Raw genomic sequence first — 16170 nt, forward strand, 5'->3', positions numbered from 1 at the left:
CAGCGCGGCAAGGTCACGCCAAGGAAAGGACGTCAGGGTGGCGAACGAAGAGAAGCTCCGCTACTTCCTCAAGCGGGTCAGCACCGATCTCGACGCGGCGCAGGAGCGCCTGCGCGAGCGGGAGGCCCGTGACACGGAGCCGATCGCGATCGTCGGCATGAGCTGCCGGTTCCCCGGAGGTGTACGCACCCCCGCGGACCTGTGGCGGCTCGTGTTCGACGGCACCGACGCCATGGCGCCCTTCCCGACCGACCGGGGATGGGACCTCGGATCGATCATCGACACCGACTCCGACCAGACGGGAACCTCCTACGTCGCCGACGGAGGATTCCTCGACGGAGTCGCCGAGTTCGATCCGGGGTTCTTCGGGATCTCGCCCCGCGAGGCCCTCGCGATGGACCCGCAGCAGCGACTCCTCCTGGAGACCTCCTGGGAGGCCTTCGAGCACGCGGGCATCGACCCCGAGACCGTACGCGGCAGCCAGGTCGGCGTGTTCGCCGGAACGAACGGCCAGGACTACCCGCTCCTCCTCGTCGGCAACCAGGCCGGCCTGGAGGGCTACCTCGGCACCGGCAGCGCGGCGGCCGTCGTCTCGGGCCGCATCTCGTACACGATGGGCCTGGAGGGCCCGGCGGTGACCGTCGACACGGCCTGCTCGTCGTCGCTGGTCGCTCTGCACCTGGCCGCCCAGGCGCTGCGCAACGGCGAATGCTCCATGGCCCTGGCCGGCGGGGTGACCCTGATGGCGACCCCGGGCATGTTCATCGACTTCAGCCGCCAGCGCGGCCTCGCCACGAACGGCCGCTGCAAGGCGTTCGCGGATGCCGCCGACGGCACCGGCTTCTCCGAGGGCGTCGGCATGCTCCTCGTGGAGCGGCTCTCGGACGCCCAGCGCAACGGCCACCAGGTCCTCGCCGTCGTACGCGGCTCCGCGGTCAACCAGGACGGCGCCTCCAACGGCCTCACCGCCCCCAACGGGCCGTCGCAGAAGCGCGTCATCCTCAAGGCCCTCGACAACGCGAAGGTCTCCGCCGACCAGGTCGACGTCGTCGAGGCCCACGGCACCGGCACGACCCTGGGCGACCCCATCGAGGCCCAGGCCCTGCTGGCCACCTACGGCCAGGACCGGCCCGAGGACCGGCCGCTCTGGCTCGGCTCGCTGAAGTCGAACATCGGCCACACGCAGGCCGCCGCCGGTGTCGCCGGGGTCATGAAGATGGTCCTGGCCCTGCAGCACGGTGTCCTGCCGCAGACCCTGCACATCGACAAGCCGTCGACCCACGTGGACTGGTCCGAGGGCGACGTACGGCTCCTGGACGAGCGCCGCGACTGGCCCGAGACCGGCGCCCCGCGCCGGGCCGGCGTCTCGGCGTTCGGCGTCAGCGGCACGAACGCCCACGTGATCCTGGAGCAGGCCCCGGAGGTCCTGGAGGCTTCGGAGAGCCCTGAGGCTTCGGATGCTGCGGGTCCGGTGGGGGTGGGGTTGTCGGCGGTTCCGTGGGTGTTGTCGGCGAAGTCGGGGCAGGCTCTGGCGGATCAGGCGGGGCGTCTGCTGGCGCGGGTTCGTGATGATGCCGGGCTTTCGGTGGTGGACCTGGGGTATTCGTTGGCGTTGACCCGGTCTCGTTTCGAGTGCCGGGCTGGTGTGGTGGCCGGTGGGCGTGCGGAGTTCGTTGCCGCGCTGGAGGCGATTGCTGCGGGTGGTCCGGCTCCTGGTGTGGTGCGGGGGGTCGCGGCGGACGCGGAGGTGCGTCCGGTGTTCGTGTTCCCGGGGCAGGGTGCGCAGTGGGCCGGCATGGCCGTGGAACTCCTCGACACCTCAACCGCGTTCGCAGCACGCATGACCGAATGCGCGGCGGCGTTGGAGCCGTACGTGGAGTGGTCGCTGATCGACGTCGTACGCGGCGCCGAGGGCGCACCCGGCTTCGACCGCGTCGATGTGGTCCAGCCCGTCCTGTGGGCCGTCATGGTCTCCCTCGCCGAGGTGTGGCGCTCGTACGGCGTCGAGCCGGCCGCCGTCATCGGCCACTCCCAGGGCGAGATCGCGGCGGCCGCCGTCGCCGGAATCCTCACCCTGGACGACGCGGCGAAGGTGGTGGCGCTGCGCAGTCGGGCGATCATCGCGCTCGCGGGCCGTGGCGGCATGGTGTCCATCGCCCAGCCTGCCGCCTGGGTGCGGGAGAAGATCACTGCCTGGGACGGGCGGATCTCCATCGCCGCCGTCAACGGACCCTCCTCCGTGGTCGTCTCCGGTGACCCGCAGGCTCTGGACGAGCTGGTCACCGACTGCCAGGCGGGCGAGATCCGCGCCCGCAAGGTGGACGTGGACTACGCCTCGCACTCCGCCCATGTGGAGGAGATCGAGGCCGAGCTCGCGAAGCTCCTGGCGGGCATCGCGCCGGGCGCGGGCGATGTGGCCCTGTACTCGTCCCTCACGGGCGGACTGCTCAACGGTACGGAGATGGGCTCGGGCTACTGGTACAACAACCTCCGCGAGACCGTCGAGTTCGAACAGGCGACCCGCACGGCTCTCGGCGACGGGCACACGGTCTTCATCGAGGTCAGCCCCCACCCCGTCCTCTCCCTCGGCCTCCAGGGCACCATCGAGGATGCCGAAGCCGGCGCCGTGACCCTCGGCACGCTCCGGCGCGACGAGGGTGGGCTCGACCGGTTCCTGGCCTCGCTCACCGAGGCCCACGTCCACGGCACGATCGTCGACTGGACGGCCGTCTTCGCCGGCACCGGCGCCACCCGCGTCCCCCTCCCCACCTACGCCTTCCAGCGCGCCCACTACTGGCCGGACTCGCCCGCCGCGACACTGGTCGAGGCCATCGACCCGGACGACGCCGCCTTCTGGGAGGCCATCGAGCACCAGGACCTGGACGCGCTCGCCGAGACCCTCGGTCGTGTCGACGAGCCCACCGCGGCCTCGCTCGAAACCGTGCTGCCCGTCCTGGCCGCCTGGCGCCGCCATCGCCGTGAGCGCTCGGCCTCCGACTCCTGGCACTACCGGGTCACCTGGAAGCCCCTCGCGAGCGCACTCGACGCCGCGCTGACGGGCCGCTGGCTGCTCGCCGTACCCGCGAACCTCTCCGCCGACGACACCCTGCTCGTCGAGACCGTCGCCGATGGCCTGGCCCGGCACGGCGCCCGGACCACTCGTATCACCGTCTCCGGCGGTGCTCCCGACCGCGAGGAACTCGCCGGACTGCTCGCGGGCGACTGGAACCTGTCCGGTGTGCTCTCCCTGCTCTCCCTGGCCGACGGCACACACGGTGACCACCGGGCAGTGCCCGCCGGGCTGGCCGCCGAGCTCACCCTCGTCCAGGCACTGAACGACGCCGGAGTCGACGCCCCCCTGTGGTGCGCCACGCACGGCGCGGTGGCCACCAGCGGCGCCGACACCCTGCTCGACCCCGCCCGCGCCGCGGTCTGGGGGCTCGGCCAGGTCGTGGCCATCGAGCAGCCCGCCACCTGGGGCGGTCTGGTCGACCTGCCCGTCGTCGTGGACGAGCGTGCCGCGGACCGTCTGGTGGGGCTCCTCGCCGGAAGCGACGGCACCGAGGACGAGTTCGCCGTACGCACCGCAGGCGTGCTGGCCCGCCGCCTGACCCGCGCACCGCTCGCCGCCGAGGCGGACGAGTGGGCGCCGCGCGGCACCGTCCTGATCACCGGCGGCACCGGCGCCCTCGGCGGGCACGTCGCCCGCTGGCTGGCCCGTAACGGCGCCCAGCACCTCGTACTGACCAGCCGACGCGGCCTCGACGCCCCCGGCGCGCCCGAACTCCGCGACGAACTCGCCGAGCTGGGTGCCTCGGTCACCGTCGCGACCTGTGACGTCGCCGACCGCGACGCGCTGGCATCCGTACTCGCACAGGTTCCCGCCGAGCACCCGCTGACCGCCGTCGTCCACACGGCGGGCGTGCTCGACGACGGCGTCCTGCCCTCGATGAGCCCGGAACGCTTCGCGCAGGTGCTCGACGCCAAGGCGACCGCCGCGGCCCATCTGCACGAGCTGACCCAGGATCTCGACCTCGACGCGTTCGTCCTGTTCTCCTCGCTGGCCGGGACGTTCGGCAACGCGGGCCAGGCCAACTACGCCTCCGCCAACGCACTGCTCGACGCCCTCGCCCACCACCGCGTCTCCCTTGGCCTTCCGGCCACCTCCATCGCCTGGGGCGCCTGGGGCGGCGGTGGCCTCGCCACCGACCCGCTCATCGCCCAGCGCATGGAGCGCGGCGGCATGCCCGCCATGGACCCCGAGGTCGCGGTCGCCGTCATGGCCAAGTCCGTCGCGGCCGGCGGCGCGTGTGCCGCCATCGCCGACGTCGACTGGGCCGTGCTGGCGCCGGGCCGCCTGGCCACCGGCCGGGCCGCGCTCATCGGCGACATCGACGACGTACGCCGGGCCGCCGCCACGTTCACCGCCCAGGCCGCCTCCGCCGCCTCCGTGGACACCGGCAGCACCGGAGTCCTCGCCGCCCGGCTGGCCGAGCTCTCGCCCGCCGACGGCACCCGGATGCTGCTGGACCTGGTGCGCGGCCAGGCCGCCGCGGTGCTCGGTCACAAGTCCGACGACAACGTGCAGCCCGGCAAGGCGTTCCGGGAGCTCGGCTTCGACTCCCTGACCGCCGTCGAGCTCCGTAACCTGCTCGCCGCCACCACCGGGCTCCGCCTGCCCGCCACCCTGGTCTTCGACTACCCGACCCCCAACGATCTGGCCGCCTTCCTGCACACGGAGCTGGCCCCCACGGCGGGCGCCCCGGCCGCCGGGGCCGTCGCCGCCCCGGCCCTCCCGGCCGACGCCGACGATCCCGTGGTGATCGTGGGCATGGGCTGCCGCTTCCCGGCCGGGGTGAGCTCGCCCGAGCAGCTGTGGGACCTGCTCGCCGCGGGCACCGACGCGATCTCGCCGCTCCCGGGCGACCGCGGCTGGAGCCTGGAGCAGTACTACGACGCCGACCCGAACAAGCCCGGCGCCTCGCACGTCCGCAAAGGCGGATTCATCGACGCCATCAGCGAGTTCGACCCCGCCTTCTTCGGGATCTCGCCGCGCGAGGCCCTCGCCATGGACCCGCAGCAGCGGCTCCTGCTGGAGACCGCCTGGGACGCCTTCGAACGGGCCGGTATCGACCCGACCTCGCTCAAGGGCAGCCGCACCGGCGTGTTCGTCGGCACCAACGGCCAGGACTACGCCAACCTGCTGATCGGCTCCACCGAGGGCGTCCAGGGCTACGTGGCCACGGGCAGCTCCGCGAGCGTGCTCTCCGGACGCATCGCCTACACCCTCGGTTTCGAGGGCCCCGCGGTCTCCGTCGACACCGCCTGTTCCTCCTCGCTCGTCGCGCTCCACTGGGCCGTCCAGGCGCTGCGGACCGGCGAATGCGAACTCGCCGTCGCGGGCGGCGTGACCGTCATGTCCACCCCGGGCGTGTTCCTGGAGTTCAGCCAGCAGGGCGTCCTCGCCGCCGACGGACGGGTGAAGGCCTTCGCGGACTCCGCCGACGGCACCGGCTGGGGCGAGGGCGTCGGCGTCCTGCTCGTCGAGCGGCTCTCCACCGCCCGCCGCAGCGGCCACCAGGTCCTCGCCGTCGTGGCCGGCTCCGCCGTCAACCAGGACGGCGCCTCCAACGGCCTGACCGCCCCCAACGGCCCCTCCCAGCAGCGCGTCATCCGCCAGGCCCTCGCCAACGCCGGCCTGTCCGGCGGCGAGGTCGACGCGGTCGAGGCGCACGGTACGGGGACGACACTGGGCGACCCCATCGAGGCGCAGGCGCTGCTCGCCACGTACGGCCGTGAGCGCACCGAGGGCGGGCAGCCCCTGCTGCTCGGCTCGATCAAGTCGAACATCGGCCACACCCAGGCGGCGGCGGGTGTCGCGGGCGTCATCAAGATGGTCCTGGCCATGCGCCACGGCGTGCTCCCGAAGACCCTCCACGTCGACCGACCCTCCTCCCAGGTGGACTGGGAGGCCGGCGCGGTCGAGCTGCTCACCGGCAACCGGGACTGGCCCGAGACGGGCGACCGCCCGCGCCGTTCCGCCGTCTCCTCCTTCGGTATCAGCGGCACCAACGCGCACGTGATCCTCGCGCAGGCACCGGCCGAGCCGGAGCACACCGCCGACCCGGAGCACACCGCCGACCCGGAGCAGTCCGCCGATGCGGCCCCGATGTCCGCGACGCTGCCGCCGCTGGTCCCGCTGGTGCTGTCGGCCAGGTCGGACCAGGCCCTGGCAGGTCAGGCCGAGCGGCTCCTCGCCCACATCAGGGAGGACGGCGGCTCCTCGCTCGTCGACATCGGCCACTCTCTGGTCGCGCACCGGGCCCAACTGGAGCGCCGGGCCGCCGTGGTGGCGGCCGACCGCGCCGAACTCCTGCGCGGCCTGGAGGTCCTGGCCGCCGGAGCGACGGCCGCGGGCGTGGTGAAGGGCCAGACGGCCACCGGCCGTTCGGCGTTCCTGTTCTCGGGTCAGGGTTCGCAGCGGGCCGGGATGGGGCGTGAACTGTACGAGGCGTACCCGGTGTTCGCGGACGCGTTCGACGCGGTCTGCGCCGAACTCGACAAGCACTTGGACGAGCCGGTCAAGGACATCGTCTTCGACGGCTCGGAGCTGATCGACCAGACCGTGTACACCCAGGCCGGGCTGTTCGCGATCGAGGTCTCCCTCTTCCGGCTGCTGGAGCACTGGGGGGTGACCCCGGACTACCTGCTCGGGCACTCGATCGGTGAGCTGGCCGCCGCGCATGTGGCCGGTGTCTGGTCCCTGGAGGACGCGGCCGCCCTCGTCGCCGCCCGTGGCCGCCTCATGCAGGCATTGCCCACGGGCGGGGCCATGGTCGCCGTCCAGGCCACCGAGGCGGAGATCCTGCCGCTCCTCACCGATGACGTCTCGATCGCCGCGATCAACGGCCCGAAGGCCGTGGTCATTTCGGGCGGCGAGGACGCCGTACTCGCGATCGCGTCCGGCTTCGCGAAGACGAAGCGGCTCCGCGTCAGCCACGCGTTCCACTCGCCGCGCATGGAACCCATACTCGCCGAGTTCAGGACAGTCGCGGAGAACCTGACCTTCCACGCACCGCGGATCCCGATCGTCTCCAACCTCACCGGGGAACTCGCCGGTGAGGAGTTGCTGAGCGCCGATTACTGGGTGGACCACGTCCGCCAGGCCGTCCGCTTCCTCGACGGCATCCGCCACCTCGAAACCCAGGGCGTCACCACCTACCTGGAACTCGGCCCCGGCGGCGCGCTCGCCGCGATAGGCCAGGACTGCCTGGTCGACCCCCGCAAGAAGACGCTGATCCCGGCCCTGCGCAAGGCTCTGGACGAGCCGCGCAGTGTCATCGGTGCGATCGCCGCCGCCCATGTGCACGGCGCGCCCCTGGACTGGAGCCGCTTCTACGCCGGAACCGGTGCCCGGCGCGTGGACCTGCCCACCTACGCCTTCGACCGCCGGCGATACTGGCCGCAGGCCCCCGAGCAGCCGGTGCTCCCCGCCCCGGCCGCCACCGCACCCGCCGAGCACGCGGTCGACACGGCGTTGTGGGAAGCCATCGACTCGGGCGACCTCTCGGCCCTCCTGGCCGGAATCGGCCTGACCGGTGACGTACCGCTCAAGGACGCCCTGCCCGCCCTGTCCACCTGGCGCCAACGACGGCGCCGGCAGGACATCGTGGACAACTGGCGTTACGAGGCGACGTGGCACCCCTTCGCCACCCCCGCCCCCGCTTCCACTCCCACTCCCGGCACCGCGCTCTCCGGCCGCTGGCTGCTGGCCGTCCCCGCGTCGCTCGCCACCGACGAGCTCGCCGCGTGGGCGGAACAGGGCCTGAAGTCGGCGGGCGCCGAAGTGGTCCGGCTGGAGCCCGGCGCCACGGACCTCTCCGCGTACACCGACGCCGTCGGCGTCCTCTCCCTGCTGGGGCTCGACGAGGGGGCTCACGACGCCACGACTCTCCACGGCACGGGCACTGATGACACGACCCCCGATGGCACGGCCCTCATCCGGGGCGTGGCCCCCGGCCTGGCCGGAACGCTCGCCCTCGTCCAGCGGCTCGGCGAGGCAGGTGTCCAGGCACCGCTGTGGGCCCTCACCCGGGGCGCCGTCTCCACAGGGCCGGCCGACCCGCTGCGCAGCCCCGCCCAGACCCAGGTCTGGGGCCTGGGCCGGGTGGTCGCCCTGGAGCACCCGAAGAGCTGGGGCGGTCTGATCGACCTGCCCGAGACCCTCGACACCACGGCCTGGGACCGGGCGGCCGCCCTCCTCGCGGGCTCCGACGGCGAGGACCAGGCCGCGATCCGGGCCGAGGGGACGTTCGTGCGCCGCGTCGTGCGCGGCCGGACCGGGCCGGACTCCGGCTGGACCGTACGCGGCACCGTACTGATCACCGGCGGTACCGGCGGACTCGGGGCCAGGGTGGCCCGCTGGGCCGCCGCTGGTGGCGCCGACCGCGTCGTCCTCACCAGCCGGCGCGGCGCGGATGCCCCCGGGGCCGCCGAACTGTGTGCGCAGATCGAGGAGTTGGGGTCTCGCGCCACGGTCGTCGCCTGCGACGCGACCGACCGGACCGCGCTCACCGAACTGGCCCGCTCGCTGGCGGCCGAAGGCACACCCGTCCGCTCCGTGGTCCACACCGCGGGAGTCGGACAGGCCACCGCCCTCGCCGCCATCACCCCGGAGGAGCTGGCCGGCGTCCTGGACGCCAAGGTGACCGGCGCGGCCAACCTCGACGCCGTCTTCGCGGACGCCGACCTGGACGCGTTCGTCCTCTTCTCCTCCATCTCGGCCACCTGGGGCAGCGGCTGGCAGGGCGGCTACGCCGCGGCCAACGCCTACCTGGACGGCCTCGCCGAGGAACGCCGGGCCCGTGGCCTGGCCGCCACCTCCCTCGCCTGGGGCCCCTGGGCCGGCGGCGGCCTAGCCCAGGGCGAGGCCGTGGAACAGCTGGAGCGCCGGGGCCTGACCCTGATGGATCCGGACACCGCCATCGCGGCCATGGACCGGGCACTCGCCCTGGGCGAGGCATGCGTCACCGTGGCCGATGTGGCCTGGGAGAAGTTCGCCCCCTCGTTCACCGCTCTGCGCGCCAGCCGGCTGCTGAGCGAGCTGTACGACCCGCGGCCCGGCGGCCGGACCGCGGCCGACACCGACGACCAGTCCGCGGAAGGGGCCCAGGAAGCCTCCGCGGCCCTGCACGCACGACTGGTCGCCGCACCCGCCGACGAACAGCGGCGGATCCTTCAGGAGCTGGTGCGGGCCGAGGCCGCGCAGGTGCTCGGCTACGCGTCCGCCCACGCGATCGAACCGGACCGGGCCTTCCGCGACCTCGGATTCGACTCCGTGATGGGCATCGAACTGCGCAACCGCCTCAACGAAGCGACCGGGCTGGACCTCGAATCGACGATCGTCTTCGACGAGCCGTCGCCCGAGACGCTCGCCGAGCGCATCCGCCACGAACTGCTGCCGGACGAGGCCGCCGAGCAGCAGCAGGCCGCTGACGACCACGTCGACGGTGACCGTACCGACAGCAGTGACCGCACGGACCGCAGCGACGAGATCAAGGCCATGGACGTCCAGGAGCTGATCCGCATGGCAATGGAGACGAAGAGCGCATGAAGGCTCGAACGTACAGGGGGAACAGCTGATGGATTCCGGTGCCGACCAGATCGTCGAGGCGCTCCGCTCCGCCCTCGTGGACAACGAGCGGCTGAAACTGCAGAACCAGCGGTTGGCCGACGCGTCGACCGAGCCCATCGCCATCGTCGGGATGAGCTGCCGGCTGCCCGGCGGCGCCGACTCCCCGGAGGCGCTGTGGCAGCTCGTGCTCGACGGCCGGGACGCCGTCTCGGCCGTCCCCACCGACCGGGGCTGGGACCCGGCGTGGCTGCGCGGCCCCGACGAACCGGCCGACGCACCGCTCTCGTTGGAGGGCGGCTTCGTCCACGACGCCCCGTGCTTCGACCCGGCCCCGTTCGGGATCAGCCCGCGCGAGGCCCTCGCCATGGACCCGCAGCAGCGCCTGCTCCTCGAAGCCACCTGGGAGGCCCTCGAACGCGGCGGCTTCGACCCGACCGCGCTGAAGGGGACACCCACCGGCGTCTTCGTCGGCTGCTCGGCCTCCGGGTACAGCGCCACCATGTACGGCGACGCGCAGGGCAGCGAGTCGTACCTGCTCACCGGCACCGCCGGTGGTGTGCTGTCCGGCCGCATCTCCTACGCCTTCGGCCTGGAGGGACCCGCCGTCACCGTGGACACGGCGTGCTCGTCGTCGTCCGTGGCGCTCCACCTGGCCGTCCAGTCGCTGCGCAAGGGCGAATGCACGCTCGCCGTCGCGGGCGGCGCCGCCGTCATCGCGACTCCCGGTGTCTTCTCCGAGTTCAGCAAGCAGGGCGGGCTGGCCGCCGACGGCCGCTGCAAGGCCTTCGCCGACTCCGCCGACGGCACCGGCTGGGCCGAGGGATCCGGCATGCTGCTCCTGGAGCGGCTCTCGGAGGCCCGCCGCAACGGACACGAGGTACTGGCCGTCATCCGCGGCTCCGCCGTCAACCAGGACGGTGCGAGCAACGGCCTCACGGCCCCCAGCGGCCCGGCCCAGCGCCGGGTCATCCGCCAGGCCCTCGCCGACGCCCGCCTGACCACGGCCGACGTGGACGTCGTCGAGGCCCACGGCACCGGCACGACACTGGGCGACCCGATCGAGGCCCAGGCCCTGCTGGCCACGTACGGCCAGAACCGCCCCGAGGACCGCCCGCTGTGGCTCGGCTCCCTGAAGTCGAACATGGGCCACCCGCAGGCCACCGCCGGTGTCGCGGGTGTCATCAAGATGGTCATGGCCATCCGCAACGGGATCCTGCCGCGCACCCTGCACGCCGAGGAGCCCTCGACGCACGTCAAGTGGTCGGCGGGCGCGGTCCGGCTGCTCGACGAGCAGCAGCCCTGGCCCGAGACCGGCCGGGCACGCCGGGCGGGCGTCTCTTCGTTCGGCATGAGCGGTACGAACGTCCACCTCATCGTGGAGGAGGCGCCGGAGGAGGGGCCAAAGGAGGCACCGGAGAAGGAGACGCCCGCGACGCCGGGGCGGGAGCCGGGGAAGGCAGCCTCCGTGGCCGGGCCCACCGTCGTCCCCTGGGTGCTGTCGGCCAAGACGGAGAAGGCCCTGCGTGCCCAGGCCGGGCGCCTGCTCGACCGCGTACGCGAGGACACGAACACACCCCTCGCGGACATCGGCTACTCCCTCGCCCTGACCCGGACGGCGTTCAACCACCGGGCGGCCGTGGTGGCCGGTGAACGCGCGGACTTCCTCGCCGCCCTGGAGTCCCTCGCCGAGGGCGTACCTGCGGCCACGGCCATGTCCGGCGTGGCCGGCCGGGGCTCCCGCCCCGTGTTCGTGTTCCCGGGCCAGGGCGCCCAATGGACCGGCATGGCAGTGGAACTGCTCGATTCCTCCCCGGTGTTCGCGGCGCGGATGGCGGAGTGCGCGGCGGCGCTGGAGCCGTACGCCGACTGGTCGCTGCTGGACGTCGTACGCGGCGCGGACGGCGCACCGGGCCTCGACCACGTCGATGTGGTGCAGCCGGTGCTGTGGGCCGTCATGGTCTCCCTCGCAGAGGTCTGGCGCTCGTACGGTGTCGAGCCGGCAGCCGTGATCGGCCACTCCCAGGGTGAGATCGCCGCTGCGGCCGTCGCCGGAATCCTGACTCTGGGCGACGCGGCCAAGGTCGTCGCCCTGCGCAGCCGGGCGATCATCGCGCTCGCGGGCCGTGGCGGCATGGTGTCGGTCGCCCAGCCCGCAACCCGGGTCCGCGAAAAGATCACCGCCTGGGACGGGCGGATCTCCATCGCCGCCGTCAACGGGCCTTCGTCCGTGGTCGTTTCCGGCGACCCGGAGGCCCTGGACGAACTGGTCACCGACTGCCAGGCCGACGAGATCCGCGCCCGCAGGATCGACGTCGACTACGCCTCCCACTCCGCCCACGTCGAGGAGATCGAGGCCGAACTGGCCCGACTTCTGGCGGGCATCGCCCCGCAGTCCGGCGGCACGCCCCTCTACTCCTCCCTCACCGGTGGACTCCTCGACGGTACGGAGATGGGCTCGGGCTACTGGTACAACAACCTGCGCGAGACCGTCGAGTTCGAACAGGCCACCCGCGCCGCCCTCGCCGACGGCCACAGCATCTTCATCGAGGTCAGCCCCCATCCCGTCCTCGCGATCGGCCTCCAGGGCACCGTCGAGAACGTCGGTGCCGATGCCGCGGTCCTCGGCACCCTGCGCCGCCAGGAAGGCGGCCAGGGCCGGTTCCTGACTTCTCTGGCCGAGGCCCACTGCCACGGCACCACCATCGACTGGCAGACCGTCTTCGCCGGCACCGGCGCAACCCGCGTCCCCCTCCCCACCTACGCCTTCCAGCGCACCCACTACTGGCCGGCCCCGCCCGCACCCGGCACCTTCTTCTCGGCCCCCGCGCCCTCGGGCGGGTCGGCCGGGACGATCGACGAGGAAGAGGTGGCCCGGGCGAGCGAGGAGTTCGCCGCGCGCCTGCGGGACACGCCCGCCGCCGAGCGGCACTGGCTGCTCGTCGGCCTCGTGACGCAGCACGCCGCCGCCGTCCTGGGCCACGACTCGGCCGAGGCCATCGAGAAGGACACCAACTTCCTTGAGCAGGGCTTCGACTCCCTGACCGCGCTCAGGATGCGCAACAACCTTCAGCAGGTCCTCGGCGTCACCCTGTCGCCGACCCTGCTGTTCGACCACTCCACCCCGGTCCGGCTCGCCCGCCACCTCGCCGAACGACTGCTCGGCGCCGAGGCCGGCGCCGCGGACGACGAGACCGCGGACGAGACCCCGCAGCCCGGCGCCAACGGCCTGCTCGGGCAGCTCTTCCGGCACAGCCGGGACATCGGCAAGCCCGTGGAGTACACGGAACTCCTGATCAACCTGGCCTCCTTCCGCCCGACGTACGAGGACCACACGAGCCTGGAGACACCGCACCGCGCGGTCCCGCTGGGCCGGACCGGCGGGGAGCGGGAGCGCCCCGCACTGATCAGCTGCTGCACCATGTCGATGCTGTCCGGCGCCCACGAGTACGCGCGCCTGGCGGCGGGCTTCCGCGGGGTGCGGGACGTCTACGCCCTCCCGCACCCCGGGTTCGGAGCCGGCCAGGACCTGCCCGCGAGCCGCGACACACTGCTGCGCACCCACGCGGACACGGTCCTGCGGACCGTCGGCGACCGCCCGTTCGTCCTCACCGGCCACTCCGGCGGCGCCATGGTCGCCAACGTCCTCTCACTGGAACTGGCCAGACAGGGCCGCGCCCCCGACGCGGTGGTCCTCATGGACAGCTACCCCGTCGACAGCGAGGTGCTCGTCAACTGGATCCCGCAGATGCTCGACGGAATGGTCGAACGGGACAGCGCGTACACACCCATGGACGACTACCGCACCACGGCCTGGGCGGCGTACCTCCAGTTCTTCTTCGACTGGAAGGCCCAGCCGCTCGACGTACCCACGCTCCTGGTCCGTGCCGCCGACCCGCTCGGCACCATCCCCGAGGACGCCGACTGGCGCGCCCAGTGGCCTTACGAGCACGACGTGGTCGACGTACCCGGTGACCACTTCACGATGCTGGGCGACCACTCGGAGGACGTCGCCAAGCGCATCCAGGAGTGGCTGGACGACCAGGGTCTGTAGACGGCCCCTGACAATCCCGCCGGCGCCGAGGTGGCGTCAGACGGGCTGCGGAGCGGGCGTTGCCGGAGCGGCCGCGACGTTGCGGGTCTCGCGCATGATCAGCAGGCCGTTGACCACCATCAGTGTGGCGGTCAGGCAGTGGACGCCGAGCGCGATGGCCACGGAGCCGTGGTGGGCCAGCACGTTGGTCATGTCGCCGTACGCGGCGAGGGCCCCCACCATCAGCGCCCAGCCCAGCGCCCGGCGGTGGCCCGTCACCAGCAGGATGCCCAGGATCAGGGCCATGACGACGTCGCGGGTTCCCTTGACGATCAGGAAGCCGCCGCCGTCGCCGGACGGCCAGCTCGGCAGGCCGAAACCTGGCGCCGTCGTCTCCGGGCTCAGGATGAACTCCGTCCCGAACCAGAGGATGAAGAGGATGAAGGCGGCGGCCAGGACGGTGTTGATCTTCTTCAGCGACATTGTTGTTCTCCTTGCGAGTCTTCGTCGGCTTGGTGAGTTCCGTGGGGCTTGCCGAGTCGTGTGGGGCCTGGCCGGACACGTGGCTACAGCTGCCGTGTCATACGTCGATCTGCTTGAGGATGTGCGGGTACGACACGATTCGGTGCGTGTGTGTCACCGGCGCCCGCGGCCTGCGGATGCCGGCGGACTTCAAAGGCGTTGGCTCAGGCGAGGGCGGCGACCAGCAGAACGAAGGCGGCGATGATGACGGCGACGCGGACGTAGTGCCAGCGCTCCCAGCGGTTCAGCTGCTCCTTCCAGTCGGCGGGCCGGTTCTCGGGGGTCCACGTCTTGTTCCGGTTGTTGATCGGGACGAGCAGCAGCATCGACATGACCACGCTGACGATCAGCAGTCCGGCGGCGGTGGCGACGAGCCCGGTGCCGTGGTGGTGCCATCCGGCGACGGCCCAGATCGCGCTGAGGACGAGCGAGCCGATGTACCAGAACGGCATCAGGGCGCCGAGCATCCGGCCGCCGTGGGCGTGGCCGAGCTGGCGGCTGTCCTCCGGGAGGGCGTCGAGGATCCGGTTCATGACGAAGAGGACGGAGAACTCCACCCCCACCATCAAGCCGACGACGACGGTGGTGACGACCTCAAGTGCGTTGAGCATGATGACCCCTCTGGCATCTAGCGCTGCTAGCTGATGAGGCAACGCTAGTACTACTGCCGCTCGATTGTCTAGCGATGCTAGAATCAAGTCATGTCGGTACAGGAACGCAAGCAGCGCGAACGGGCGGAACGCGAGCGCCTCATCGTGGCGACGGCCCGCGAGCTCGCCGAGCAGCAGGGCTGGGACGCGGTCACCACCCGCCGGCTCGCCGAGCGCATCGAATACAGCCAGCCCGTCCTCTACAGCCACTTCCGCGGCAAACGCGAGATCATCGGCGCCGTCGCCCTGGAAGGCGCCGCCGAGCTGGCCGTGGCGGTGCGGGCCGCGGCCTCCCGGGCGAACGGCCCGCGCGAACGGGTCGCCGCCCTCGCCCACGCCTACCTCGACTTCGCCGCACGCAACCCCGCGGTCTACGACGCCTTGTTCCAGCTCGACGGCGGCCTGGCCTACGCACAGGAGGACACCCCCGAGCCGCTGAAGGACGGCTTCGCCGCCCTGCTGGAGAGCCTGGGCGAGGTCGCCGGCGACGGCATCGCCCCAGGACTGTTCACCGAGACGTTCTGGGCAGCCCTGCACGGCCTGGCCACCCTGACCCGAGCAGGCCGCCTGCCACCCGAGGACACCGGACCGAGAGTGGAACTCCTCGTGGACCGCCTCGCCATGACCTGACACACACGGAAGCTCTGGACGCTGCCAAGCAGGTCCTCGTATGGCTCGCCGGCCAAGGCCGCGCCATCAGGGAGTGCTGGCAGGCCGACATCGACGCCTGGCACGCCGAGAGCCTGGCCAGCCGCCACCCGCCGTCCGTCTCAGTCATGCCTGTGGTGGTGCATGAAGGCCGGCCCGCCTGAGAGGCATCAGCAGTGAAACAGCGTCAGTTGCCTTGGAGGGCACGGCTACGCCTGCGAGGGGGTCGGGCAGGCGTGGGTGCCCCACCTGGGGCGGAATGGGGTTCCTAGGCGCCGGTGGTTTGTGGCTCGGTCCGGCTACCCCTCTTGGACGCCACGGCGCAGACCGCGAAGGTCACCCCGAGCAGGCCGAAGATGATGGCCAGGTTGCCCTTCGTCTCGATGTCCGTCCGCCGCGCCGCGATCTCCCTCTCCCAGAGCGCCGCATCCTTCTGCATCGTCGACTGGTGCTCGAAGAAGCACTTGAAGAAGAGCTGATCGGGAGGGGTGTCCGCCTTGGTCTCGCAATCGGCGTCCTCGAAAAGCGTGAGCGTGCTGCCGTATTCGCCCACCGGCTCATCGGGCACCTTGGAGGACGCGTCCAGTGCGACCGCCGACAAGATCATCGCCGTGGCCATGCTGAGCATTGCCAAGACGATACAGAATACGGTTCCGGCACTGCGCCCTTGGGATGACATGACAAGG

At 72.2% G+C, this 16170-nt stretch carries 6 protein-coding genes; 3 read left to right on the forward strand and 3 right to left on the reverse strand.

Annotation, left to right across the window (positions count from 1 at the left end; translation table 11 throughout):
- The first annotated feature begins 37 nt into the window (after positions 1-37).
- A complete protein-coding gene (locus ACFYY1_RS38485) occupies positions 38-9613 on the forward strand; it encodes a type I polyketide synthase (protein WP_388594173.1) in 9576 nt (3191 codons plus the stop codon).
- A gap of 25 nt (positions 9614-9638) precedes the next feature.
- Complete coding sequence (locus tag ACFYY1_RS38490) at positions 9639-13685, forward strand: type I polyketide synthase (RefSeq protein ID WP_388594196.1); 4047 nt, start codon at positions 9639-9641, stop codon at positions 13683-13685.
- A 36-nt stretch (positions 13686-13721) separates the two neighbouring features.
- Here the strand turns inward: ACFYY1_RS38490 and ACFYY1_RS38495 are convergent, their stop codons facing one another.
- Positions 13722-14147 (reverse strand): DUF4267 domain-containing protein, encoded by a 426-nt coding sequence (locus tag ACFYY1_RS38495; protein ID WP_388594175.1) that lies wholly within the window; start codon positions 14145-14147, stop codon positions 13722-13724.
- Between the two features lie 203 nt (positions 14148-14350).
- Positions 14351-14797: an anthrone oxygenase family protein gene (locus ACFYY1_RS38500; RefSeq protein ID WP_388594176.1), complete on the reverse strand. Its 447-nt coding sequence runs from the start codon at positions 14795-14797 to the stop codon at positions 14351-14353.
- 90 nt (positions 14798-14887) lie between these two features.
- Here ACFYY1_RS38500 and ACFYY1_RS38505 point away from each other — a divergent pair, with 90 nt between their 5' ends.
- Positions 14888-15466, forward strand: coding sequence for a TetR/AcrR family transcriptional regulator (locus ACFYY1_RS38505; RefSeq protein ID WP_388594177.1), 579 nt, complete (start codon positions 14888-14890; stop codon positions 15464-15466).
- A 286-nt stretch (positions 15467-15752) separates the two neighbouring features.
- On the opposite strand, the gene ACFYY1_RS38510 is transcribed toward ACFYY1_RS38505, so the two are convergent.
- On the reverse strand, positions 15753-16112 hold the full coding sequence (locus tag ACFYY1_RS38510) for a hypothetical protein (protein WP_388594179.1): 360 nt from the start codon (positions 16110-16112) through the stop codon (positions 15753-15755).
- Between the last annotated feature and the right edge of the window lie 58 nt (positions 16113-16170).

This window comes from Streptomyces sp. NPDC001890 (assembly GCF_042891445.1).
GTDB lineage: Bacteria > Actinomycetota > Actinomycetes > Streptomycetales > Streptomycetaceae > Streptomyces.